Source organism: Chloroflexus aurantiacus J-10-fl, from assembly GCF_000018865.1.
Lineage (GTDB): Bacteria > Chloroflexota > Chloroflexia > Chloroflexales > Chloroflexaceae > Chloroflexus > Chloroflexus aurantiacus.
The window spans coordinates 3,308,730-3,329,591 of the sequence record NC_010175.1 but is presented as its reverse complement, the minus strand read 5'-3'; the positions used below and the strand labels follow the sequence as shown (position 1 = coordinate 3,329,591).

Here is a 20,862-nt window from a genome sequence, read left to right as displayed (position 1 = left end):
TATGGAAAACGAGCCACAGATGAGTCAGCCTGACATTGCCCGACTCCAGGCTCGCTTAGCCGAGCTTGAGGAACTGGTTCGTGCATTGCAGATGGGCGAAGCCGATGCATTGGTCATTGATGGGCCACGTGGGCCGTTGGTATATACGCTGCGTGGCGCTGAACATCCATACCGTGTCCTGGTTGAGACAATGAACGAAGGCGCCCTAACCTTGCTCAGCGATGGCACGATTTTGTACTGCAACAGTAAGTTTGCCGAGATGGTCGGTTTAGCGCAGGATCAGCTTACCGGGCGGTCGCTCCTCGACCTGGTGACGCCAACAGATCGCTTGCTGTGCGCCGAGTTGCTGGCAACCGGTGCTACCGGTTCGAGCAAAGGGCCAATTACGTTACAGGCGGTGAATGGCGTTCAGCGTCCAGCCCAAATCTCACTACGTGCACTGCAAAACGAGACTGAAGCCGATATGTGTGCCGTTGTCACCGATCTCTCCGGGCCACAAGCAGTCGCTGCCCAACTGCGGGCTGCCCTGGCCGAGAAAGATTTGCTGTTGCGCGAAGTGCACCATCGGGTCAAAAATAATTTGCAGATCGTCTCCAGCCTCTTGCGCCTGCAAGCCGAAAATATTAGCGATGAGCGAGTCAGCGCCGCCGTCCACGACAGTCAAAATCGCATTCGGGCATTGGCTCTCGTCCACGAGCAACTGTATCGCTCCGAAAGTCTGGCGCATATCGATATTGGGGAATATCTGCAAAATATCGCGACCAGTGTCTGGCGCTCGCTCAGTATGCGCGGCAGTTCATTACGTCTGGTGAGTGAGATTGGACAAAGTATCAGCATCAATATCGACCAGGCTATTTCACTTGGTCTGATCGTCACCGAGCTGGTTTCAAATTGTGTCAAGCATGCCTTCCCAGAGGGTATGCAGGGCGGCATTATCAAACTGAGAGTGGTCAGAGACGCAGACGCACTTCAGGTCGAGGTTGCCGATAACGGTACCGGTATGCCGGCCCAGGCCGCCAGCAGTGGTAGCCTGGGTATGCAACTGGTGCATGGGCTATGCCGGCAACTCGGGGCAACGCTGGATATTGTGTCCGATCAGGGAACAACGGTTACGATTCGAGTACCGGCGAATCGCCTGGAGTAGGGGAAGGAGTAACGGTACCATCTATCCTATCGCGTTGCCTGAATGACAGCGGTGGAACGAGACAATAATTACCCGTTCAATCAACATTCAAACGTGCTTCAAGCGCCTGCATAGCAGCGGTCAACTGTTCCTGGCGCAGGGCAGCCGTCACATCACCACGAGTCCGTTCAAGCACCGCACGTAAGGCATCAGTTGAACGACGCAATCCCCCGGTAATTGCTTCCGGGTAATCCACCGTGATCAACGCACTGTAGATATCGTCCATGACGGTCAGCAACTGTTCAACGCGCGACACATCTCCCCGTCGCAAGTCGTCAAGAATTGCCCGTCGCAGCTCACTGGCAGCTTCAGCCAAACCGTTGAGATAGGCTGCCGGTTCCACACCTATCATCTCGCCGGTCGGTGGCGCATCGCCGGCAAGGAATGCCACGACCAGATGCGCTTCGGCAAATTCTTTCAGGGCATCCTGGGTATACCCTGCATAACGAACCTCTGGCGCGCCGGCAGTAGCGTCGTACAGCTCAGCCACAACTTCACCGGCCATCTCCAGCAAGTGGCGGGCAGTGGCAAAATCGCCACGATGCGCAGCCCGAATGCTGTTAGCACTCTGCCGTACCAGTATTCGCGTGGCGGCAATTGCCCGTTCACGTGCGGCATGAATGCTTTCAAGCTGCACCACACAGCCAGCAACTATCTGCTCTATACTCATAGCCAACCTCTTGCCTCTTATGTGTAGAAGGTATTATAGCAAAAAGCTACCGCCGCGACGATCATCAATCAGGTGGTGATTTCTTCACGAGAAAATGCTATCGCCTACTCGCAGCAGAATTCATCTCATAAAGCTGTGCCGTCGCGCTAACAGGCTGTCACACAGGCTCATAAACGCTTGCCAATCACATATTGCTTCCAGTCTGACGGGACGGAAGCGAAGAGGGCTGACGACCATCTCCAGTGCCATCACCCACTGAATTGATTACCTTGCCCGCTCGTTATGCGCGTATCGCTCACTTGGAGTGCGGCAGCGTAGCTGTCGTACCAGCCTTCGTGCCAGGCACGTCTCACGCCGTTCACCCTGCTGGCCACGGTGATACTGTGTGTACTCGTCACGATCATGGAGTCTGTCAGTAATGAATGAGAGAACTTCGAGATTAGCAGCTCCCTCCGGGGCATCCTGCTGCGGCAGAAGATACGTGAGCCTGTATGTGCTTGTCCGTCCTTAAACATCTGCCCAGGCCAGAACGCGGGCCGGCGCACCATCGGCCCCGGCCAGTTTTAAGGGCAAACAGGCAAAGGTATAACGTGCGCCACAGGTCAGCACGGCGAGATTACAGAGATTTTCGACGATCAAACACTCTGCCCCCAACAAGCGTACATGCGCCGCATCGCTGCCATCAACCGTTGAGTCAACACTCAACGCATCGATTCCGACCAATCCAACCTGCTGCTGCACCAGGGTGTTAGCCAGCGCAGCACTGAGGTAGGGATGGCGGAAATAGTGATCGCTGCCCCAAAAATCATCCCAACCTGTACGGAAGAATACCATCATACCCGGCCAGATCTGATACCCGTCCAACACCGTCGGCTCAATCGGCGTATTCGCCGGATAGCCACGCACATCGATCACCTCACCCTGACCAATGAAGCGTTCAGGTGGGAAGTCATCGATGCCAGGGCCGTGCGCAAACCGGTGGCGCGGCGCATCGAGGTGTGTCCCGCTATGGCTACCCAACGCAAGTGAGCTGACCTGCCAGGGCGGGCTAAGCATTGGTGTAATTTTCACCGGCGGATCGCCCGGGTAGACCGGCATGCCCGAACTGATTGGGCGGGTAAGATCATAGACTGTCGATAATGCGCTCATAGGTGATGCGATACCTGTGAATACACCGGCACTGATTGCGGACTATGATCCGGAATGATCACAACACTTTCAGGCCGAAAGCCGATCTGGACATCCTGGCCGGCACTTATGTCCATGCCGATATACGCAGTATAGGGATGGGCAATCTCGATAGTCATCGCCCCAACTGCAACCCACAAATGGTTGAGTCGGCGGCCAGGCCGCTGCTCGATGATACGGGCTGCCAGCAGGTTATGGCCGGCAAAGCGGGTTAGTGGTCGGTCAGGGTAGACGAGCCGAATCTCTTCGGGGCGGATAAACGCCGTCACCCACGAACCAGGGGCAGGCGGTGGTGATGGGCAGACGGCTTCAATCCGGTACCCTTCCCATTCCAGCCACAAACGGTCAAGTTCTACCGCCACGACTCGCCCCTTAATGATATTACTCAAACCGAGCATCTGCGCAACCCGAAGGGTAGCCGGAAAACGACAGACCTCGGCCAGCGCACCGATCTGCGCGATTTTCCCTTCCTGCAGAATAGCAATGCGCTGACCAACGGCAAATGCATCATCAAGATTGTGGGTGACGTACACCACAATCAGACCACGCTCGGCCTGAAGGGCGCGTAAATCGGCGTGCAATTGAGTACGTACTGCATGATCAAGGGCAGAGAACGACTCATCGAAGAGCAGCACATTGGGCTGTGCAGCCAGTGCACGAGCAATCGCTACTCGTTGCTGTTGTCCACCTGACAGCTCATGCGGCATGCGCTGGGCGAGATGGACAAGCTTCATCTGATCCAGTAGCTCGTATGCACGCCGCCGTGCTTCGCGCCCACGCCCCATCGGCAACGCCACATTATCGAGTGCCGGTCATATGCGGAAACAGCGCATACTGCTGGAAGACGTAGCCAATCCGTCGGCGCTGTGGCGGCAGGTTGATCTGCGGTTGACCCGGGTAGCGCTGGAAGAAGACCGTCTCATCAAGCGTAATCCGACCGGCATCAGGTTTCATCAACCCGGCGATGGCCTGGAGCGTCTGGGTTTTGCCGGCACCTGATGGCCCAAACAACACCAGAATCTCGGCGCCAATCGTGAATTGCACGCGCAGCGTAAACGACTCAAGCCGACGCTGAATGTCAACGCTCAACGTGGATGCCATACAGATCCTCGTGGACAATCATCGTTTGTGATTTGGGTCTCTGCTCCAAACGCCGCACCAGCCACAGGCCGGCGAAGGCAATGCCGGTCATCACCAGCACCATCAGATGCGCATCGGCGTAGCGCTGCGCCTGCACTGCATCATAGATCGCAACCGGCAACGTTTGCGTGCGACCAGGAATGTTGCCGGTCACCATTAAGGTCGCCCCAAACTCGCCCAACGCACGGGCACTGCCGAGGATCACGCCGGCAATAATCCCGCGCCGGGCCAGGGGTAATGTGATTCGCCAGAGGATGCGCCACTCACTCAGTCCCAGTGTGCGCGCTGCCTGCTCCAGTTGGGGGTCTACATTGCTTAGCGCCGCCCGGCTACTCTGAAACATCAGGGGCAAACCAACCACCACCGCAGCAATCACTGCCGCCGGCCATGAGAAGAGCAGGCGTATCTGAAACCATTCTACCAGCGGACTACCACTGCCCAGCGCCAGCAGCAGATAGTAGCCAACCACACTGGGGGGTAGCACCAACGGTAACATCAGCATCGTCTCAACCACGATCTGACCGGGAAATGTCCGGCGTGCCAGTACCAGTGCCAATGGCAAACCGATCAGAACAATACACAACGTAGCAATGGTTGTAACCTGTAACGATAACCAGAACGCCGACCAGGACATACACCCTCTCATGGAGTTTGCGAGGTAGCGGGTAAAACAAAGCCGTATTTTTCCATCACCGGTCGCCCTTGCGGGCCATTCACGAACTCCATAAACTGGCGGGCCGCTGCCGGGTAACGACTGCTACGCACGATTCCCGCCGCCTGGATCAGAGGATGGTCGGGATGCAACTCAGTTGGAATAAGCACCCAATAGCCATTACTCTGCACACTTAACGAGAGCGCGACAATCGCCACCTCAACATTACCGGTATCGGCAAAGGTTAGCGTCTGTGCCACATTTTCCCCGAATACCAGACGATCCTGCACCTCGGCCCAAATACCGGATCGCTCGAGTGCTTCGCGTGCCGCCTGCCCGTATGGTGCGTGTTCAGGATTAGCAATCGCAATCCGCTGGTAAGCCGGATCGATCAGATCGCTCATCTGTTGCGGGCGAAGACCACTATCTGTGCGCGTCCAAATGGTAATCCGGCCCTGCGCATACACCGTCAACGAGGACGGATCAACAATCTGCTGCGCTGCCAGGTCTTCGATAAAACTGCGATTGGCAGCGTAGAAGAGATCAACCGGGGCGCCGCGTTCAATCTGCTGGGCCAGTTGACCGGTTGAGCCGAAATTGAAGACTACCGGAATCCCGGTTTGCGCGGTAAAGAGTGGCCCGATTTCATTGAAAGCCGGCATAAGGTCGGCGGCTGCGGCTATCGTCAGGCTGGCAGTATCAGGTTGTTCGGCATTGCAACTGCTCAACAAGAGTATCGTCATCAGAAACACACACCACCCGCGTGCCATCAGACGCCTCCCTGCGCTTGCCGGTTCCACCGCTGGTTCAACTCATACCGGCATTCTTCCAGCCAAAGCACGGTTGCCTGTAACTGCCCGGAGCGATAGCGTAGCACGAGCCGCTCAAACGAATTGACAGGTAAGCTGGCGATCCGCTGCTCATTCTCTGCCAGCCACTGCCGACAACAGGCTAACTGACGGTCAAGCAGTTGGCCGGCCTGCGCTGCCCCCTCGTGGCAGGCAAAATAGAGCTTCGCCATAAATTCAAGCCGGATATCCCGTCCATGCGCCACCGGCGTTGTCACCCAGGCAACAAAGAGCGCTTCACCCGCAGGCGTGAGCGAGAGAATCTTGCGCGGTGGCCGGCTCCCCTGTAGTTCAAGCTGATGCGTCAGATATCCATCAGCTTCCAGCCGGTCAAGCAATGCGTACAGATGACTCTGCTTGACCCGCCAGATAAAACCAAGGGCCTTTTTCTGCTGTAATTGCTGGAACAGCTCATACGGGTGCATCGGCTGTTGACGCAGCAAACCAAGCAGTGCCGGTTCAATTGTGAGTGACTGTTTCTGAGAAGCCATATCTGTGCGTATATCGGCCCTACCGGTGTTCAAGTTGCCAAGGGAATTACCGGCATCCGCTCATCGATACTTCTCGTGTTGAGTATTCACAATGTGAATACTGTACCACAATCAGCAATCACCGGCAACCTGATACCTATCTGAACGTTTTGTAGTCTGATTGGACGCAACTGTCATCATTTATCCACCCTGAGCCACTATACTACGCACAGCCGAAGTAATTTCCATAAATGTCTGGACATACGCTATGTCACTTGACACGATTCCCTTACCAAAGGAAGGCACGCTTTCCAAAGACTATCGGATGCAGGTCACCTGCGAAGAGCCGCCAAACCTCTTGCCACCACTTGCAATTCTTGACGAGGCGGTGACGCCGGTAGAGCGGTTATTTGTATGCAATCACCAGCCCATTCCCTCTCTATCCAGGAAGCATTGGGAACTGACAATCGATGGTCTGGTACGGCATCCGTTGACTATTGGTTTTAGCGATTTGTTCAGGGAACCAACCAGTAGCTTCTTCGCCGCACTCATTGGCAGGTCGCAGATTGCTGAAGGTTACGCCTCGATTGCGAATGTCGAATGGATCGGTGCACCGGTAGCACTGTTTCTCGAAGCAGCAGGCATGAAGCCCCAGGCCGGGTTCGCCGCCTGTTGGAGCTACGGCCCCCAACCGATGGTGCGTTATTTGCCACTCAGCAAACTCTGGCAAGATGGCATGCTGGCGTATGCGATCAATGGTCAGCCACTACCACCCCTGCACGGCGGCCCGGTACGACTGATTGTACCGGGATGGAGCAGCGCTTACTGGCTGAAATGGATTGCGCAGATTACGCTCCTTTCACCAGAAAGGGCACCGGCAGCAGCCCATGTCGATGGATCACTGGCAATTGATTGTTGCCTCTTCAATCTCCCTAATGGTGTGCTCAGGCCTGCCAGATATACCACCCTGCGCGGCGCGGCATGGTCGGCCGCACGTGGTGTTGCCCAGGTAGACATTTCCATCGACGAAGGTCCCTGGCAGACAGCCACCCTCGACCAAAACCTGGGGCCACGCGCCTGGCGACGTTTCTCATTTCGCTGGTCAGCTTCGAGTGGAACGCATCTGCTTGCTGTTCGTGTCAGTGACAATAGTGGTCAGAGTGCAGTGCGACGCTGGCAGATTGACGTGAGGAGTTCGTGAGAAGCAACGGGGTGATGGCATTATTCACGAATTAACACCACATCTGGTAGCAGAGAAAGCACGCGCTATCCAATCATCACCCTGGTGTCGCACCTGCACGATGCACGTCTATGAACAAGAGCTGTCATGATTGATGATTAGGAGGTAGGGGCACGGCATGCTGTGCCCCTACCTTGTCGCCGCATCAGGTTGTTCTGAGTCTATACCCACAATGACCCACCTGTTGATCGCTGGCGGCACGTTTAGTGACACCTCAACACAGGTATGACACTTGAACGATGCTCATCGTTGAGCAAGAGTTGATACAATTCGGTCTAAGCTGAGTGGTAACATTCAGGTGGTGATTCTTGCGCCTATCACTGAACAGAAGCCCCGTATCCACGTAGTTGGAACACGGGCTGCCGTCCGTGCGACAAGGGGGTAGGCTGATCGGCCTCTCACCACTCCCCCGGCTCGCGAATACCTGCAAGCCGGGGGAGTACCTTCACCCAAAATTGGCTGACGGCATACGAACGGTCACGCGCTTACTCTATCACGCAGATACGCCTCTAATTCGGCAATTGGTACCCGTTCCTGCGCCATAGTGTCGCGATCACGGACGGTAACGGTACCGGCCAGGGTCGGGTCTTTACGAACGGTCACGCGCTTACTCTATCACGCAGATACGCCTCTAATTCGGCAATTGGTACCCGTTCCTGCGCCATAGTGTCGCGGTCACGGACGGTAACGGTACCGGCCAGGGCCGGGTCTTTACCCTGACCAATCGTATCGAAGTCAACCGTGATACAGAACGGTGTCCCGATTTCGTCCTGACGACGGTAGAGTTTGCCAATCGCACCGGTATCATCGTAGATCGTGCGCATCCTACCGCCGGCCTGCAACTGTCGGCGCACCGCTTTGGCGGTAGCGACAATCTCTTCGTGGTTGCGCTTCAACGGAAAGACGGCAACCTTGATCGGCGCCAGGCGTGGCTTGAGGCGCAGAACTGTGCGATAGTGCTCGTCGATCAATGGCTGCGCCTGGCCACGTAATTTCTTACCCAGTTCGATCTGATCGGCACCGGGCATCGCCAGTAACTGCTCAACTTCAGGTAAGCGTTCGGCCAGCGCCTGGGTAAGCTCTTCGCCACGGGCCAGAATCGCATCGCGGGCTTCGCCGCTCAACTTCTCGCTGCGACCAACCGACTTGAGAAACGCATTGAGCGCCTCACCGACCGCGGCCAGTTTCTCGCCGGGAATCGCTTTCGTCAGCTCCTCTGCATACCCCTCGCACATCACAGCCAGCATACACCGGCCAACCCCAGCCGACGGCTCGATGACGTAAGGCACCACATGGCGACCACTGGCCTGATCGAAGTAGGTCAGGCGGGCAATGCTATCTTCGTTGTGATTCACACGTGCGGTCAGATTGAGCTGCGCCTGATCTTTGCTGTGGGAGCCGAGATCGTAGTCAGTTCGATTCGCAATCCCCTCAATCTCTTGCACGCCGATGTTGGGATACTCATACATCAAATCGAACGTCCGCTTCGAGTAATGGGCCAGCTCAGCAGTCGGCACATCGTAGATAGTAATCCGACTACGCGGAATACCGATCTGCTCCCACCAGGCCAGGCGGGCTTCAAGCCAGCGTTGATGCCACTCTTCATCGGTACCGGGCATCACGAAATACTCGATCTCCATCTGCTCAAATTCGCGAACCCGGAAGAGAAAATTGCGTGGATTGATCTCATTGCGGAAGGCTTTCCCAACCTGCGCAATCCCAAACGGCAACTTCCGCGCCGAGGTCGTCAGGACATTGGCAAAGTTGACGAAAATCCCCTGCGCCGTTTCCGGGCGCAAATAGGCAAACGAGCCGCTGTCAGCCACCGGCCCGATCTGGGTCCGAAACATCATATTGAAGGGGCGCGGTTCGGTCAGATCGCGTGAGCCACAGTTGGGACAAACACCCTGAATATGGTCGGCCCGCCAGCGCATTTTACAGTTCCGGCAATCAACCAGGGGATCGTTGAAAGTCTCTTCATGACCGGAATATTTCCAGACCAGCCGATTCATCAGAATGGCCGCATCAAGACCTTCCATGTCATCGCGTTCGTAGACGTTTGTTCGCCACCAATCAGCAATGATATTATTCTTCAACTCCACGCCAAGGGGGCCGTAATCGTACACACCCTGTAACCCACCATAAATCTCGCTGCTGGGGAAGATAAAACCACGACGCTTGGCCAGCGCCACGATCTGATCAAGTGATGTAGCCGGCACGATATTCCTCCTTTGCGCAACGTCTGACAACAAAAAACCGGGCGCCGAAGCGCCCGGGGACGCATCACTCTGACGCGCGGTTCCACCCCGGTTAGCGACCGTAGTCGCTCACCTCAATCACGATTCAGCTCCCCGGCGCCGTTCCGCCATTCAGGGCCACCAGGCTCGCACCGTCCCTAGTTCGCTGTGCGCCCGTCGCGACGTACTCCTCCGGATCATCGCCGATGTGCTGCGAGTATAGCACACGCAGTAGCAACTCGCAACCATTATATCAAGACGACTCCTCGGCAAGGTGTGCATACATCTGCGTCGTAGCAATCGAAGCGTGGCCCAGGCGCTCTTGCAATTCGCGCAGATCAACACCGTTCCGCAATTGATGGGCCGCGAACGAATGACGCAACATATGCGGCGTCAAATCGTGCATACCAACCTGTTCGGCATACGTCTTAAGAATCAACCAGAAGCCCTGACGGGTCAACCGTTTACCACGATGATTTAAAAACAGTGCTTCCGGATCATCAGGAGCCTGGCGCGCCAGTTGTGGACGGGCAATGTCAAGATACTCCTCCAGCGCAGTCAATGCCGGATCACTCAGCGGGATTGTCCGTTCCCGCCCCTGGCGCCCCCGACAACGCACCGTTCTGTGATCAAAAGCGACATCATCAACATTTAATGCAACCAACTCGCTTACCCGCATACCGGTAGCGTACAAGACTTCAAGCATTGCCTTGTCGCGGATCCCTTCGGGTGTACCGTTTTGTAGCGGCACCTCCAGCAATTCATCAACCTGATGCTGAGAAATAGCACGTGGCGGGAACCGATCAACCCGCGGTGCATCGAGTTGATCGGTAGGATCATGATGAATAACGTTACGCTCTTTCAGAAATGAGAAGAACGACTTGATCGCCGCCAAACGACGCGCCATCGTTGAGTTGGCGTACCGCTTCTCTTTGAGATTGATCACGAACGCCATCATCGTCTCACTGTCGACGTCTGACCAGTGTTCAATCCCGCGCTCGTGGAGAAACGCACAAAGCTGATCAAGATCGGTACGATAGGCGATGGTCGTGTTGGCCGACATCTTGCGTTCGTCGGCTATATAAGCAAGGAATTGCGCTACATACTGGTTCATGAGTCTTGCCTGCTCATTGAAGGCTAATGGAAGGTCTTAGAGTACCGTGTATGGTAATGGAAAGCTGACGGTGTGTCAATTCAAAAGCAGCAGCTCTCTTTGAACCCACAGCGCTGACAGCGATAAAATCCGGCCCAGCGCTGCATCTGCGCCTGGCAGGCAGGGCACTCGCGTTCATCATCATCGGCAGGTTGTGGACGGCAGATCTGCTGCTGTGACACCCGCTCTTGCTGAAGCCGAGGTTGTACCGACGGCGATTGACTCATCAGTGACCTCCTATACCTTTCACGTTGCCCACCTATTGTACCATGCGTTATCCAGGCGTCATCCAGGACGATGGTACCATACCAGATTCTGATATACTGACCATAGCTTGTTGAACAGAGAGAGAAACAGTCCATGCGTACATTGATTGTCTTCAACCCGACAGCCGGCCACGCTGAACAACTGGAGGCTGAACTGGAAGCAGCAGCACAGGTCTGGCGCGAACAAGGTTGGACAGTTGAATTACAACCGACCAATGGCCCTGGTGATGGTCGACGATTAGCCAGCCTGGCAGCCAACAACGGTTACGATCTGGTGGTTGCTGCCGGTGGTGACGGCACCATCAATGAAGTAGTTAATGGTCTGGCAGGCAGCCAGACAATTCTGGCTACGCTGCCACTAGGTACGATGAACGTGTGGGCACGCGAGTTGGGGTTACCGCTTCAGCCACGCGCCGCAGCCCAGAAACTCTGCTCGTGGTCACCGCGTCCGATTGATCTGGGACGTGCCGGTGATCGCTATTTTCTGCTGATGGCCGGTATTGGGTTTGACGCCGCCATCACCGCGAATGTCCGGCCCGACGAGAAGCGACGATTTGGCGCATTGGCGTATGTGATGCGTGGGATTGAAGAGGTGATGCGCATTCGTGGCACTCGTGCCCGTATCTGGCTCGATGGTCGTCAGATTAAAGCGCGAGTGTTGATGATTGTGATCGGTAATTCCCAATTGTACGGCGGGTTGGTGAAAATCACGCATCGTGCCAGCATTGACGACGGGTTACTGGATGTCTGCGTGATTAAAGGGGATAACGGAATTAACGCGATTGGTCACCTGATTGCAATCTTGCGCCGTCGGTTTAGCCTGAATCCCGATATTGCCTATTATCGCGCTCATACCATTGAGGTCATCACCCAGCGCCCGTTACCGGTGCAGGTCGATGGTGATCCGATTGGGGTTACACCGCTGCGCTTCACCGTCGTCCCATCAGCGTTGCGCGCCCTCCTCCCACCCGATCTGCCCGATGATCTGATTCAGCAGCCACCGCCTGGGGCCAAACGCTGGCCACAACGATTACTGGCCTGGCTGCGTCGTCGGATTGATATCTGAGCACTACATTCACCAAAATAGACAGAACTATGCAACGACGACTACCAGTTCATTATGTCCTTGTATTGCTGGTTTGCCTGCTTGCCGCGTGTGCGACACCTTCCAGCCCCAGCACCCCAACGCCCCCTCCAGCCCTGCAAGGCGACACCTTGAGCGGTCGTCTGCTCTTTAGTCGTGACGATGGTATCTGGTTGTGGGAAGGTCGCACAGCGCGTCGCTTAATCAATCCACCGGTAACCCAACCGGCTTTCAATCCAACCGGCAACCAGATAGCCTGCATCGTCTTGCATGCTGGTGCAAGTGATCTGGTAATTACTGATACCGCGGGGGCAATGCTCGCGCAACTGACCCGCAACGAGCCGGCAGCACCGCCCGGTAGCATCGAGAGAGTGTACAGTGCGAAATGGGCATTTTATCCGACCTGGCTCCCTGACGGAAGTGGCGTCCTGGTATCCGCCCAAATAGCGCCCCCCGTTGGCGATCCGCCAGCCGATGCGCCCCTCGCCATTGTGCGCTACGATGTGAATGGCCGGCAGCAGGTTGTGTTTAGTGACGCCAACGCTCATCTGGGCAAAAGTGTCGTGCTGCCCTCCGGCGATTTTATCGTTGTGCGTACCCCGCTCGGCAGCGATGGTCAGCAGCAACTCTTCCGCATTAGCAACAATCAGGCTACGCCATTACCAGGAGCACCAACACCAGCATACGATCCGGCTCTCAGTCCCGATGGTACCTGGCTGGTTTTTGCCGTTGGCATTAATGGCGGTAGCGATCTATACGCAATGCCGGCCAACGGCGGTTCGCCGATTCGCCTCACCGACATCGGTTCTGCGCGATCACCGGCTTTTGCGCCCGACGGTAAAACACTGGCATTTCTGGCAATCCCACCCGGCGGGCGTGGGTTTGATCTCTACCTCGCCGAAGTAGCCATCGCTGGCGACACTCTGCAACTCAGTCCGCCCCGCCGGCTTTCGACCGACTTTGCCATCAATGCCGATGGTGGGCTGACCTGGGCGCGCTAGATACCAACCTGATCGGCTACCGTCGCAGCCGGCTTCGTTGCCAGCGATATGGCCGCAACCGGTGGACGTTGACCGAGCAGATACGCTATCACATCGGCAGCCGAATAGCCCTGCGTCACATCAAAGATGGTGGGTAGACGCCGCAAATCATCACCGCTCGTAAGCAACGGCGGTTCGACACCAATATCGGCGCGGGCCTGACCAACGCCAATATTCGACATCAACGCATTGCACAGGCACCGCCGACCCTCGGTATCGCACAGATTACCACCCTTCTTCACAAAGGTGGCAATCGGTTCACTGGCACAGCGATAGCCAATCGTCCCTTTTGGTGTGCGATACATTGTTCGCAAATAACCCAGGTCACAAATCCGCTGGCGCGGGACTCCCTGGGCGGGATCGTTATCCCAGCGTACCACCTTGAACGGGTAGCCGGTCGGCGATGCGCGCGGATCGGTAAAGACATCAACCGTACCACGCGCTGCTGCGTCGAGCACCGAACGCCGCAGCGGTTCGGCCAGTCCAGAGTCGTTACAGAAGGCAAACAGCGTCCCAACCTGAATACCCATCGCCCCGGCAGCCCGTGCTGCGGCCAGCCCTTCCGGCGAAGCGGTACCACCAGCCAGCCAGAAGGGTAGGCCAAGGGCTGCAACCTTTGTCGGATCAACCAGATCACGCGGCCCATACAACGGCTCGCCACGTTCGTTTAGCTGCAATTCGCCACGCGGCGGCGCATTATGACCGCCTGCGGTTGGCCCCTCGATGACCAATCCATCAACACCAGCGATCTTGCGTGCGAACATGGTTGCCAGCGTAACACTGGCGACGATGGGAAGAAAGAGCGGACGACGCAGTGGCGGTGGTTCACCAGCCCAGTGTTCACGCGGATCAAACGTTATGTATGTAGGAGGTGCACCTTCATCGCCTTCGATCTCGGCAGTCAGGCGAGCAGGAAGATGCGCAGCCAGCGCATCGAGTGCAGCCGGAATCTCGCGCGGAATACCCGCTCCCATAATGATCACATCGACTCCTGCCAGCAGTGCACCGTAGAGCAGCGCAAGGTTGGGCAATTGAATCTTGGTCAACAGATTCATGCCAATTGGGCGATCATGACCCTCTTTCGCCAGCCACACCTCAACAAATGCCGCCAGGATGGCTATCTGCTGCCGTTCCTTACTCACCTTCAAGTTGTACATCGGCAACAGATCGTAAGGCTCACCTGGGGCACGACCATCAGGCCGGAAATAGGCGGTTAACACACGTTCGGCCACGCCAGGAATCGGAAAATGCGCCATTGCTCGTCGCATAGCGCCATCAGGATCGCCATCCTGCAAACGCCGAATCAGAATGGTATCGATACCGGTACCAGAGACAACACCGAGCTGACCACAGGCTGCAACCGCCCGTGCCAGTCGCCAATCGGAAACGGCGGCACCCATACCACCCTGAATAATCATCGGCAAATCGCTGGCGCGCATCGATCTCCACTCCTTATACATTTCAACAGGCAAACGAACACTATCGCTGCCAGATACGACCCAGAGGCAGCAACTGCTTCCGTGTAGCAACAAGCGGGGTTAACGAACTGTTCATCGGTCGGCAACGGAAATCAGGCCCTCTCTGATGTATGATACCGCAGAGCAGCTTACGATGCCAGATAAGAAATCGCTACCGGTAATGCTCATGTCGGCGACGAATGCCATCCTCGCAGACGACCAGATCAAGCGGGTAATCGTGGGCTTCACGGGGAAGTTCAGCGACCTCCTGATCGGCAAAGGCCACACCAACAGCGACGGTCGATGCAGTTGCCAACAGCGCATCGTAGTAGCCACCACCATACCCCAGGCGGTACAGATCGCGATCAAATGCCAGCAAAGGCACAATCGTTAGCGACCATTCACCCGGGTACGCAGGCATGAGGCGACGTGGCCGGCGAGTACCAAACCGGCCAGGCACCCAATCCTCTTCAGACAGACTGGCGATCCAGCTATGACGAAGCTCTCGTTGTCCCCCGACAACCGGCACTGCCACAGCCTTTCCTGCCGCCAAAGCAGCCACGATGAGAGGCCGGGTATCCACTTCCGAGCGCATTGGAACGTAGCAGTGAATTGCCCGGGCCGCCGTAAATACGGGCAGCGACTGCACCAGTGCACAAATGCGGACACTTCGCTGATCGCGATCAGCTAACGCATCACGACGCGCTTGCATCAGAGCACGCAGAGCTGCTTTCTGATCGGCAACGTCGGTCATGATTACTCCTGCGCAATGGCATCTTCGCAACCACCGGCTTGTTGTGCCGGGCAACGAGCCGGTTCATTGAAGTGGCCGCAAGTGACAAACAGCTAACCGCTGTTCTCCCGTCGCACAGCCAGAATATGCGACACCTGATTAACACCCTGGCTTCAGCCTACACCCTGAAGTTATCCGCTACCGATGGATTATATCATTGCCTGCCACATCCCTCACCCTGGCCGTCGGCAAAACTGGCGTGCGGAAGCAACATACTTCCGCACGCCAGACAACGGCACTGTTCAAGAGCACGCACGTCGGAGAGCAGACTCCATCGTACCATCCACCTCATCTACAGGTGTGGAGCCTTAATCCGCCGGATAATCTCAACGAAAGGCGGCTGTGGTTTGGGATTCGGGTTACGCGGAAACCAGCCCAATTCGGCACGCACTGCCTGTTCTTTCAACTCAGTAGCGCCCCAGATGAACGAAGCGCCGGTAACACCCAGTAAGGCCGACCAGCCGGCATCAGCGACAAACAGTGATAACACGATAATCCCGATCCCGAACAACAACGGATACGGCCACCAGAGATAGCCGAGATAATATTCCATTCTGATAACCCAGAAGAAACCGAAACCGATGATACCTAGACTAAACAGACCGATGGCCAGACCTTCCCAGTACATAGCTTGCTCCTCGTCGCATTCACATGGTGCCGGCTAAACAGTCTCCGGTTCACGCTCGCGCACCGGTTGTTGCGGAAGAATCAGTGCCTCACCCGGTTCACGGTCGAGTGGATCGTGGATAGTTGCCCGACCTTCGGCCAGGTACCGGGCATGGCGTGGATTGTGAGGATTGGCAGGCGCGTGGCCGTGGCGTACCCGGCGATCCTGACGCACTAGCTCGAACGCATCCCACCACAGCGAAATGCCGACAACACTACATACACCACCGATGGTGACATTCGCGCTGAAGAGGGCCACCAGGTTGAGCAGCAGGCCGGCAATAATCAAGACGACCATTGGCGGACGAATATCGGCACATTTCGCTTCCAACCAACGCACCCCAACGTGCCCCCACCAGATGCTGAGAAATGTTGCAATTGCTAACCAGAGACCACTCGTTTGCAGCATGTCATTCCCTCACAAATCTACACAAATCTTAGTAATCTTCAGCAGTATCCCATGGAAGATGCGCCATGTCAAGCGAAGCAAATGACGGGGTTGCCCGAACGAAACTTTCCATCACACTAAATGCGGAGAGGGGTCTTTTGTGATTGCAGTGCGTTTTTTCACAAATAATCTGCAAGAGTTTGCATCGATATGATACTGCCAAGGTATAACAATCCCATCAAAAAGGTATGAGGTTATCTCATAGATGCCCGCTCCCAGCGGGATATGCATGACCTACATGTCGCAGGTAGCCGGTATGAGGTATCGGTCGTTTCACAGGCCGCCAGGGATGTTCTGACCGTGCCCGGTAAGGGCGCACGGCCGTGCGCCCCTACCACTGCCGGTACGGGATGCTGCCGCCATCCACGGGACGATAATCGTCACCGGCTGAAACCCGATGATGTCCGATCAGGGTGCAGCAGCACCCATGGCGGGGATGAGCGCCCGTTTGGGAAGCACCTGGTCCTACCCTATCCAGCAAGACACCCCCGTCCACCACCCTATGCATTACCCATACCTCGCATACTGCATTGCCCGCGTGCCGGAGCGGGTCGGGGGAGTGATGACGAACGTGCTCCCCAGCCGGGAGCCAGGAGCGCGCGCCTCCGGCGCGCATGGTGCTGGTACCAGTGCTGGAGGGAGGAGCCAAAAGCAAGCTCCCGGCCCTGACGGTATTCACGGACGACCAGGACAGATGATCGAACACAACGTCTACCCTATCAGGAAGCCCTGGCTCACACGTCTGCCCTCCCCTCTCCCGCCCCCGCTATGCATTCACAACTGGTGTTAACCACGTGCGTATCAGCGGCTATGATCGCCATAGGTGCTGTTGTGGACGACTGACCCGGTGGCAGTGCGCCGCTCCAGCCGTGGTATCACGTGCTGAATGGGGTGCCTTACACGCGCATCATGTGCGTGGCGCGCAGTGTGGAGTGCGGCAGCCATGCTGCCGCGCCAGCCGTGCTCACGATCCGGCGCGGATTGCAGCGGGCTCCCGTGCCAGTACGTACCCCTGCTGATGGGGATGGCTGAGCGCAGGCCGGTAGCCTACCCCACAGCGTGCTGGTGCCGGTAGTGTGGAGGGGTGGGTTCGGTAGGGGCGGGTTGAGAACCCGCCCCTACGGACGGTGCCTGTACCGTTCACCTGACCATCCACGGGATGCGGTGGATGGGAATGTCTTGCATCGCGTGCCATGGATGGTTGTTCAGAGGTGATCGCAGCCGCTACGTTCCCCGTTCCCGCGCAGCGCTATGCCTCACCCATACCCAGGTTGTCAACCGCTTCGCTCATCAGTCGAACCTATCTCATCGTGCGCGATCCTGGGCACTATCGCGTTGCCCTGCTGTCGCGTGGGTCTTACGTCACGAACGGAAAGCGGATGATAGCAGCGAAGGTAGCCGTTGGATCAGACCACGGGGAAGATGTCCAGCCTGCGCACCAGCGGCCATGGCCAGCCCCTGCCGGCGGTGGATGGAATGCCTCCACAGGGAGCGCTTGCAGCCCGACCTAACGCAGCGCGACATGTGGGTAATGCATAGGTCCGCCACCACGGTGTCCATCCGGCTGCCGTCGGTGATCCCTGCGGCGACGGACGGATGAACCGGATAGCTTCGGCATCACGACAGGGCTGGTGCCGAGCAGTGATGCCCGGGGAAGCGCATGCTGCGATAGCCCCTGATGAGAAGCGCAGATGGTAACTATAGCGTTATGGGTAATGAAAAGGCCGGGAGCGGGGATGGTGCTATTACCCATCATATCAAGTCTGCTTCAACGGAGATCATCGCTCAGGATCGCACTATCACGCCAGCGACCTGAGCGCGGATACGCCAACCAGCCTTCCCACGGAGTCATCTTACGCTCCGCAGGGGATACTCTTCCCAGACCAGATTCCCCGTGTCGCGTGGTATGAAGTGCGGCAGCGTGGCTGCCGCAGCAGCCACATTTTCGCTCAGGTGTGAGTCAGAGTGGTTTCCCCGTGCCGGTACGTGAGCCTGGTACCAGGGATTCTTAAGCTCAGGCTAGAAGCCCGAACCACACGGCGCGGCATCAGTACCACGCTGATCACGCCGCAGGGCGCTGGACGCGAAGGTATCCTCAACAATGGTGCGCAGTACTTTTCAAGATTTGATGTTACATCACAAAACAGAGCGTATCTCTTCAGCAATAGGCAGCAGTAGCGCGATGCCCTGTACCGCCATCACGATCACGCTCGTATCGACTGTGGTCCACCCAAAAGCACGTCACCAACCAGCCTTCCACTCGGCCCGGTAACGTAACTCTCTGGCCCACAGTCAGACACGGTGCATCTCACCGGCAAGAGCTGCTGCACACCGGGCAATTACCCAATCATTCCATTATTCATCCAGGCTGCACACTCTTCGTGCATTACTGCCCGAAACCGGCCCCAGCTTGCCCACTTGCCCCTGATTGCCGGATCGGACGTATCAGAAAGCTGTCGCAACTGCTGTGCCAGATTCACCAACTCCGCAGGCGGTATTGTACGGAATTCGTCAACCTGCTCATTGGGATCGCTCGCCTGCAACGTACCGGCCAGCTCATCCAGTAAGAAGACATAGCTGACAAAATAGTACGGTATCTCAACATTACTTTGATAGGTAATAATATTCAGAAATCGATTGATGCGCACCGTGAGACTCGTCTCTTCTGCAACCTCACGGGCCAGCGCTGTGCTGATGCTCTCATCCGGCCCAATCCCACCGGTGAGCAAACGAAACACATTGGGTGGGTAATAGGTTTTACGCGCCACAATCAGGCTGCCATCAGGACGGCGAATAACCATCCCCACTTCGCCAACCCGATCTGTTTTGCGCAACGGATCGAATCTGCCATCATCGAGGTATACATGGCAGTAACGAGGCGCACCATACGCCGCAACGAGATCGACAACTTCGGCTTGATGATGCGCTGGAAGGCGAGACAAAGCTTCTCGCCAATCCATTGTGTCTTTGCGATGGTGTTTCATGATTACCTGCTGAGATAGTCGATGATCGTTACATCAGTTCGCGGCCAGCTAGCCAGCGTCTGATGGGGATGATGCGAGTCACTCCCCCCAGAAACCAGCAAGCCGTGACGTGCCGCCGCAGCCAGCAGGCGCTCACGGGTGGCTGCGTCGTGCGTTGGATAGAAGACTTCGATCCCATCCAAACCAACCGCGGCCATAGCTGCAATATCTTCATCAGTCGCCGGTATTGCATAGATGCCTTTGCTCCGTCCGGGATGCGCCAGTACTGCCAGCCCCCCCAGATCATGTGCCACCCCGATCACCTCTTGGACGCTGAGTGGTCGGTAGGCAGCAGCGAAATGGGTCAGGATAAAGCGCATACCGGCCTCTTCATCGCCTTCACCGGCCACCCGGCCCGGTAATTCATTGTGGCGGGCCAACACCAATGCCACATCGGCGACGGTTGGCGGTCGATCACGATCACTCAGACCGGGCATGACAAAACCGGCAGCCGCCAGATCACGCAACAACTGCGCAGCATCGGCAGCATTGCGATGAACCACCTCGGCGCACAGGTCGAGCAGTAACGGTGCCTCCGGATCAACCGCGTAGACAAGCGTATGCCACAATTTACCATTGAAGGCACTATCAATTTCAACCCCACTCACCACCTGAACCCCGTAATGCATGCCGGCCATGGCCGTGGTAATCACATTGGCTGTCGTGTTATGGTCGGTCACCGCGATCATGGTCAGACCCTGGGCTGCCGCTGCAACCGCCAATGCTACCGGTGTCCAGGTTGCGTGATGAGGTGTTGCATTTGTGTGAATGTGTAAATCGATCATGGTTGCTCCAATGGCAGATTAGCCGCCTGCCACGCTTCAATCCCACCGTCGAGCGCTGCTACCGGCCCGTAACCGAGATCGCGAAAGATTTGCGCCCCCCGCTGACCGGCTGTTGGGCGGCTGGCATCGCCATAGGTAACAATAATCCCTCCAGGAGTCAATGCAGCCAGCCGCTGATTGAGATCAGGAGTTGCCAGACTCAATGCACCGGGCAGATGACCGGCCTGGTATGCCTCACCGGCCCGCATATCGACGAAGATGACCTGGCCGGCCTGCCATCGCTGGTACGCCTCGGCAACTGAAATCGTTGGCGCTGGAGGACTATTGGCCGGATCGCCGTGTCCAGGGGCTGTCTCCACCGTTGGAACAACAGTTGGCACGGCTGCTGGCGTTGAAGCACTGTTTCCGGTGATAACAAAAGCCAGGATACCGGCCAGCAACACAATACCACCAATCACGAGTGGTAATTGCCAGGCCGGTGCCTGCCTGGTTACTGGTGATTCAAAATTATCCATACGT

Annotated in this window: 22 protein-coding genes; 4 read left to right on the top strand and 18 right to left on the bottom strand. The window is 56.7% G+C overall.

Translation table 11 applies throughout. The features are described 5' to 3' along the window. The first annotated feature begins 1 nt into the window (after window position 1). Window positions 2-1,144, top strand: a complete 1,143-nt coding sequence (locus tag CAUR_RS13090) for a histidine kinase dimerization/phosphoacceptor domain -containing protein (RefSeq protein WP_012258354.1) — start codon at window positions 2-4, stop codon at window positions 1,142-1,144. A gap of 76 nt (window positions 1,145-1,220) precedes the next feature. On the opposite strand, the gene CAUR_RS13085 is transcribed toward CAUR_RS13090, so the two are convergent. The 7 genes from CAUR_RS13085 to CAUR_RS13060 all read right to left on the bottom strand — a co-directional run bounded on the left by CAUR_RS13085 (window position 1,221) and on the right by CAUR_RS13060 (window position 6,172). Further along, window positions 1,221-1,853 carry a translin family protein gene (locus tag CAUR_RS13085; protein WP_012258353.1) on the bottom strand — a complete coding sequence of 211 codons (633 nt, stop codon included), beginning with the start codon at window positions 1,851-1,853 and terminating at the stop codon, window positions 1,221-1,223. Window positions 1,854-2,360: 507 nt separating this feature from the next. Further along, on the bottom strand, window positions 2,361-3,002 hold the full coding sequence (locus tag CAUR_RS13080; protein WP_012258352.1) for a cyclase family protein: 642 nt from the start codon (window positions 3,000-3,002) through the stop codon (window positions 2,361-2,363). Continuing rightward, window positions 2,999-3,826 (bottom strand): ABC transporter ATP-binding protein, encoded by an 828-nt coding sequence (locus CAUR_RS13075; protein ID WP_278043619.1) that lies wholly within the window; start codon window positions 3,824-3,826, stop codon window positions 2,999-3,001. The genes CAUR_RS13080 and CAUR_RS13075 overlap by 4 nt, the downstream gene beginning before the upstream one ends. A gap of 13 nt (window positions 3,827-3,839) precedes the next feature. Further along, complete coding sequence (locus tag CAUR_RS21770) at window positions 3,840-4,142, bottom strand: ATP-binding cassette domain-containing protein (RefSeq protein WP_278043618.1); 303 nt, start codon at window positions 4,140-4,142, stop codon at window positions 3,840-3,842. Further along, a complete protein-coding gene (modB, locus tag CAUR_RS13070) occupies window positions 4,120-4,815 on the bottom strand; it encodes a molybdate ABC transporter permease subunit (protein ID WP_012258351.1) in 696 nt (231 codons plus the stop codon). Before modB ends, CAUR_RS21770 begins: the two co-directional genes overlap by 23 nt. 8 nt (window positions 4,816-4,823) lie before the next feature. Then, entirely contained in the window at window positions 4,824-5,603 is a 780-nt protein-coding gene (gene modA, locus CAUR_RS13065; protein ID WP_012258350.1) for a molybdate ABC transporter substrate-binding protein, read from the bottom strand. After that, a complete protein-coding gene (locus CAUR_RS13060; RefSeq protein WP_012258349.1) occupies window positions 5,603-6,172 on the bottom strand; it encodes a PadR family transcriptional regulator in 570 nt (189 codons plus the stop codon). The genes modA and CAUR_RS13060 overlap by 1 nt, the downstream gene beginning before the upstream one ends. A gap of 247 nt (window positions 6,173-6,419) precedes the next feature. On the opposite strand from CAUR_RS13060, the gene CAUR_RS13055 reads away from it, so the two are divergent. Next, complete coding sequence (locus tag CAUR_RS13055; RefSeq protein ID WP_012258348.1) at window positions 6,420-7,352, top strand: molybdopterin-dependent oxidoreductase; 933 nt, start codon at window positions 6,420-6,422, stop codon at window positions 7,350-7,352. 516 nt (window positions 7,353-7,868) lie between these two features. Here CAUR_RS13055 and CAUR_RS21765 read toward each other — a convergent pair. From CAUR_RS21765 to CAUR_RS13035, 4 genes are all read right to left on the bottom strand, one after another. Continuing rightward, window positions 7,869-7,994 (bottom strand): His/Gly/Thr/Pro-type tRNA ligase C-terminal domain-containing protein, encoded by a 126-nt coding sequence (locus CAUR_RS21765; RefSeq protein WP_083772572.1) that lies wholly within the window; start codon window positions 7,992-7,994, stop codon window positions 7,869-7,871. Next, window positions 7,991-9,610, bottom strand: coding sequence for a glycine--tRNA ligase (locus tag CAUR_RS13045; protein WP_012258347.1), 1,620 nt, complete (start codon window positions 9,608-9,610; stop codon window positions 7,991-7,993). Before CAUR_RS13045 ends, CAUR_RS21765 begins: the two co-directional genes overlap by 4 nt. A 271-nt stretch (window positions 9,611-9,881) precedes the next feature. Then, entirely contained in the window at window positions 9,882-10,742 is an 861-nt protein-coding gene (locus CAUR_RS13040) for a tyrosine recombinase (RefSeq protein WP_012258346.1), read from the bottom strand. Between the two features lie 80 nt (window positions 10,743-10,822). After that, the gene (locus tag CAUR_RS13035; RefSeq protein ID WP_015909230.1) at window positions 10,823-11,008 is read right to left on the bottom strand and encodes a hypothetical protein; all 186 of its coding nucleotides are present in this window, start codon (window positions 11,006-11,008) and stop codon (window positions 10,823-10,825) included. A 133-nt stretch (window positions 11,009-11,141) separates the two neighbouring features. On the opposite strand from CAUR_RS13035, the gene CAUR_RS13030 reads away from it, so the two are divergent. After that, complete coding sequence (locus CAUR_RS13030) at window positions 11,142-12,113, top strand: diacylglycerol/lipid kinase family protein (RefSeq protein ID WP_012258345.1); 972 nt, start codon at window positions 11,142-11,144, stop codon at window positions 12,111-12,113. A 29-nt stretch (window positions 12,114-12,142) separates the two neighbouring features. Continuing rightward, entirely contained in the window at window positions 12,143-13,132 is a 990-nt protein-coding gene (locus tag CAUR_RS13025; RefSeq protein ID WP_012258344.1) for a TolB-like translocation protein, read from the top strand. On the opposite strand, the gene CAUR_RS13020 is transcribed toward CAUR_RS13025, so the two are convergent. From CAUR_RS13020 to CAUR_RS12990, 7 genes are all read right to left on the bottom strand, one after another. Beyond that, window positions 13,129-14,610: a nitronate monooxygenase gene (locus tag CAUR_RS13020; RefSeq protein ID WP_012258343.1), complete on the bottom strand. Its 1,482-nt coding sequence runs from the start codon at window positions 14,608-14,610 to the stop codon at window positions 13,129-13,131. The two genes, CAUR_RS13025 and CAUR_RS13020, sit on opposite strands and share 4 nt — an antisense overlap. A 190-nt stretch (window positions 14,611-14,800) precedes the next feature. After that, window positions 14,801-15,382, bottom strand: coding sequence for a 5-formyltetrahydrofolate cyclo-ligase (locus CAUR_RS13015; RefSeq protein WP_012258342.1), 582 nt, complete (start codon window positions 15,380-15,382; stop codon window positions 14,801-14,803). A 331-nt stretch (window positions 15,383-15,713) separates the two neighbouring features. Continuing rightward, window positions 15,714-16,049: a DUF4491 family protein gene (locus CAUR_RS13010; RefSeq protein ID WP_012258341.1), complete on the bottom strand. Its 336-nt coding sequence runs from the start codon at window positions 16,047-16,049 to the stop codon at window positions 15,714-15,716. A 33-nt stretch (window positions 16,050-16,082) separates the two neighbouring features. Further along, window positions 16,083-16,496: a DUF4491 family protein gene (locus tag CAUR_RS13005; RefSeq protein ID WP_012258340.1), complete on the bottom strand. Its 414-nt coding sequence runs from the start codon at window positions 16,494-16,496 to the stop codon at window positions 16,083-16,085. A gap of 2,378 nt (window positions 16,497-18,874) precedes the next feature. Beyond that, window positions 18,875-19,519: an NUDIX hydrolase gene (locus CAUR_RS13000; protein WP_012258339.1), complete on the bottom strand. Its 645-nt coding sequence runs from the start codon at window positions 19,517-19,519 to the stop codon at window positions 18,875-18,877. A 2-nt stretch (window positions 19,520-19,521) separates the two neighbouring features. After that, window positions 19,522-20,343, bottom strand: coding sequence for a PHP domain-containing protein (locus tag CAUR_RS12995; protein ID WP_012258338.1), 822 nt, complete (start codon window positions 20,341-20,343; stop codon window positions 19,522-19,524). Continuing rightward, window positions 20,340-20,858, bottom strand: coding sequence for a rhodanese-like domain-containing protein (locus tag CAUR_RS12990; protein ID WP_012258337.1), 519 nt, complete (start codon window positions 20,856-20,858; stop codon window positions 20,340-20,342). The genes CAUR_RS12995 and CAUR_RS12990 overlap by 4 nt, the downstream gene beginning before the upstream one ends. Window positions 20,859-20,862 lie beyond the last annotated feature (4 nt).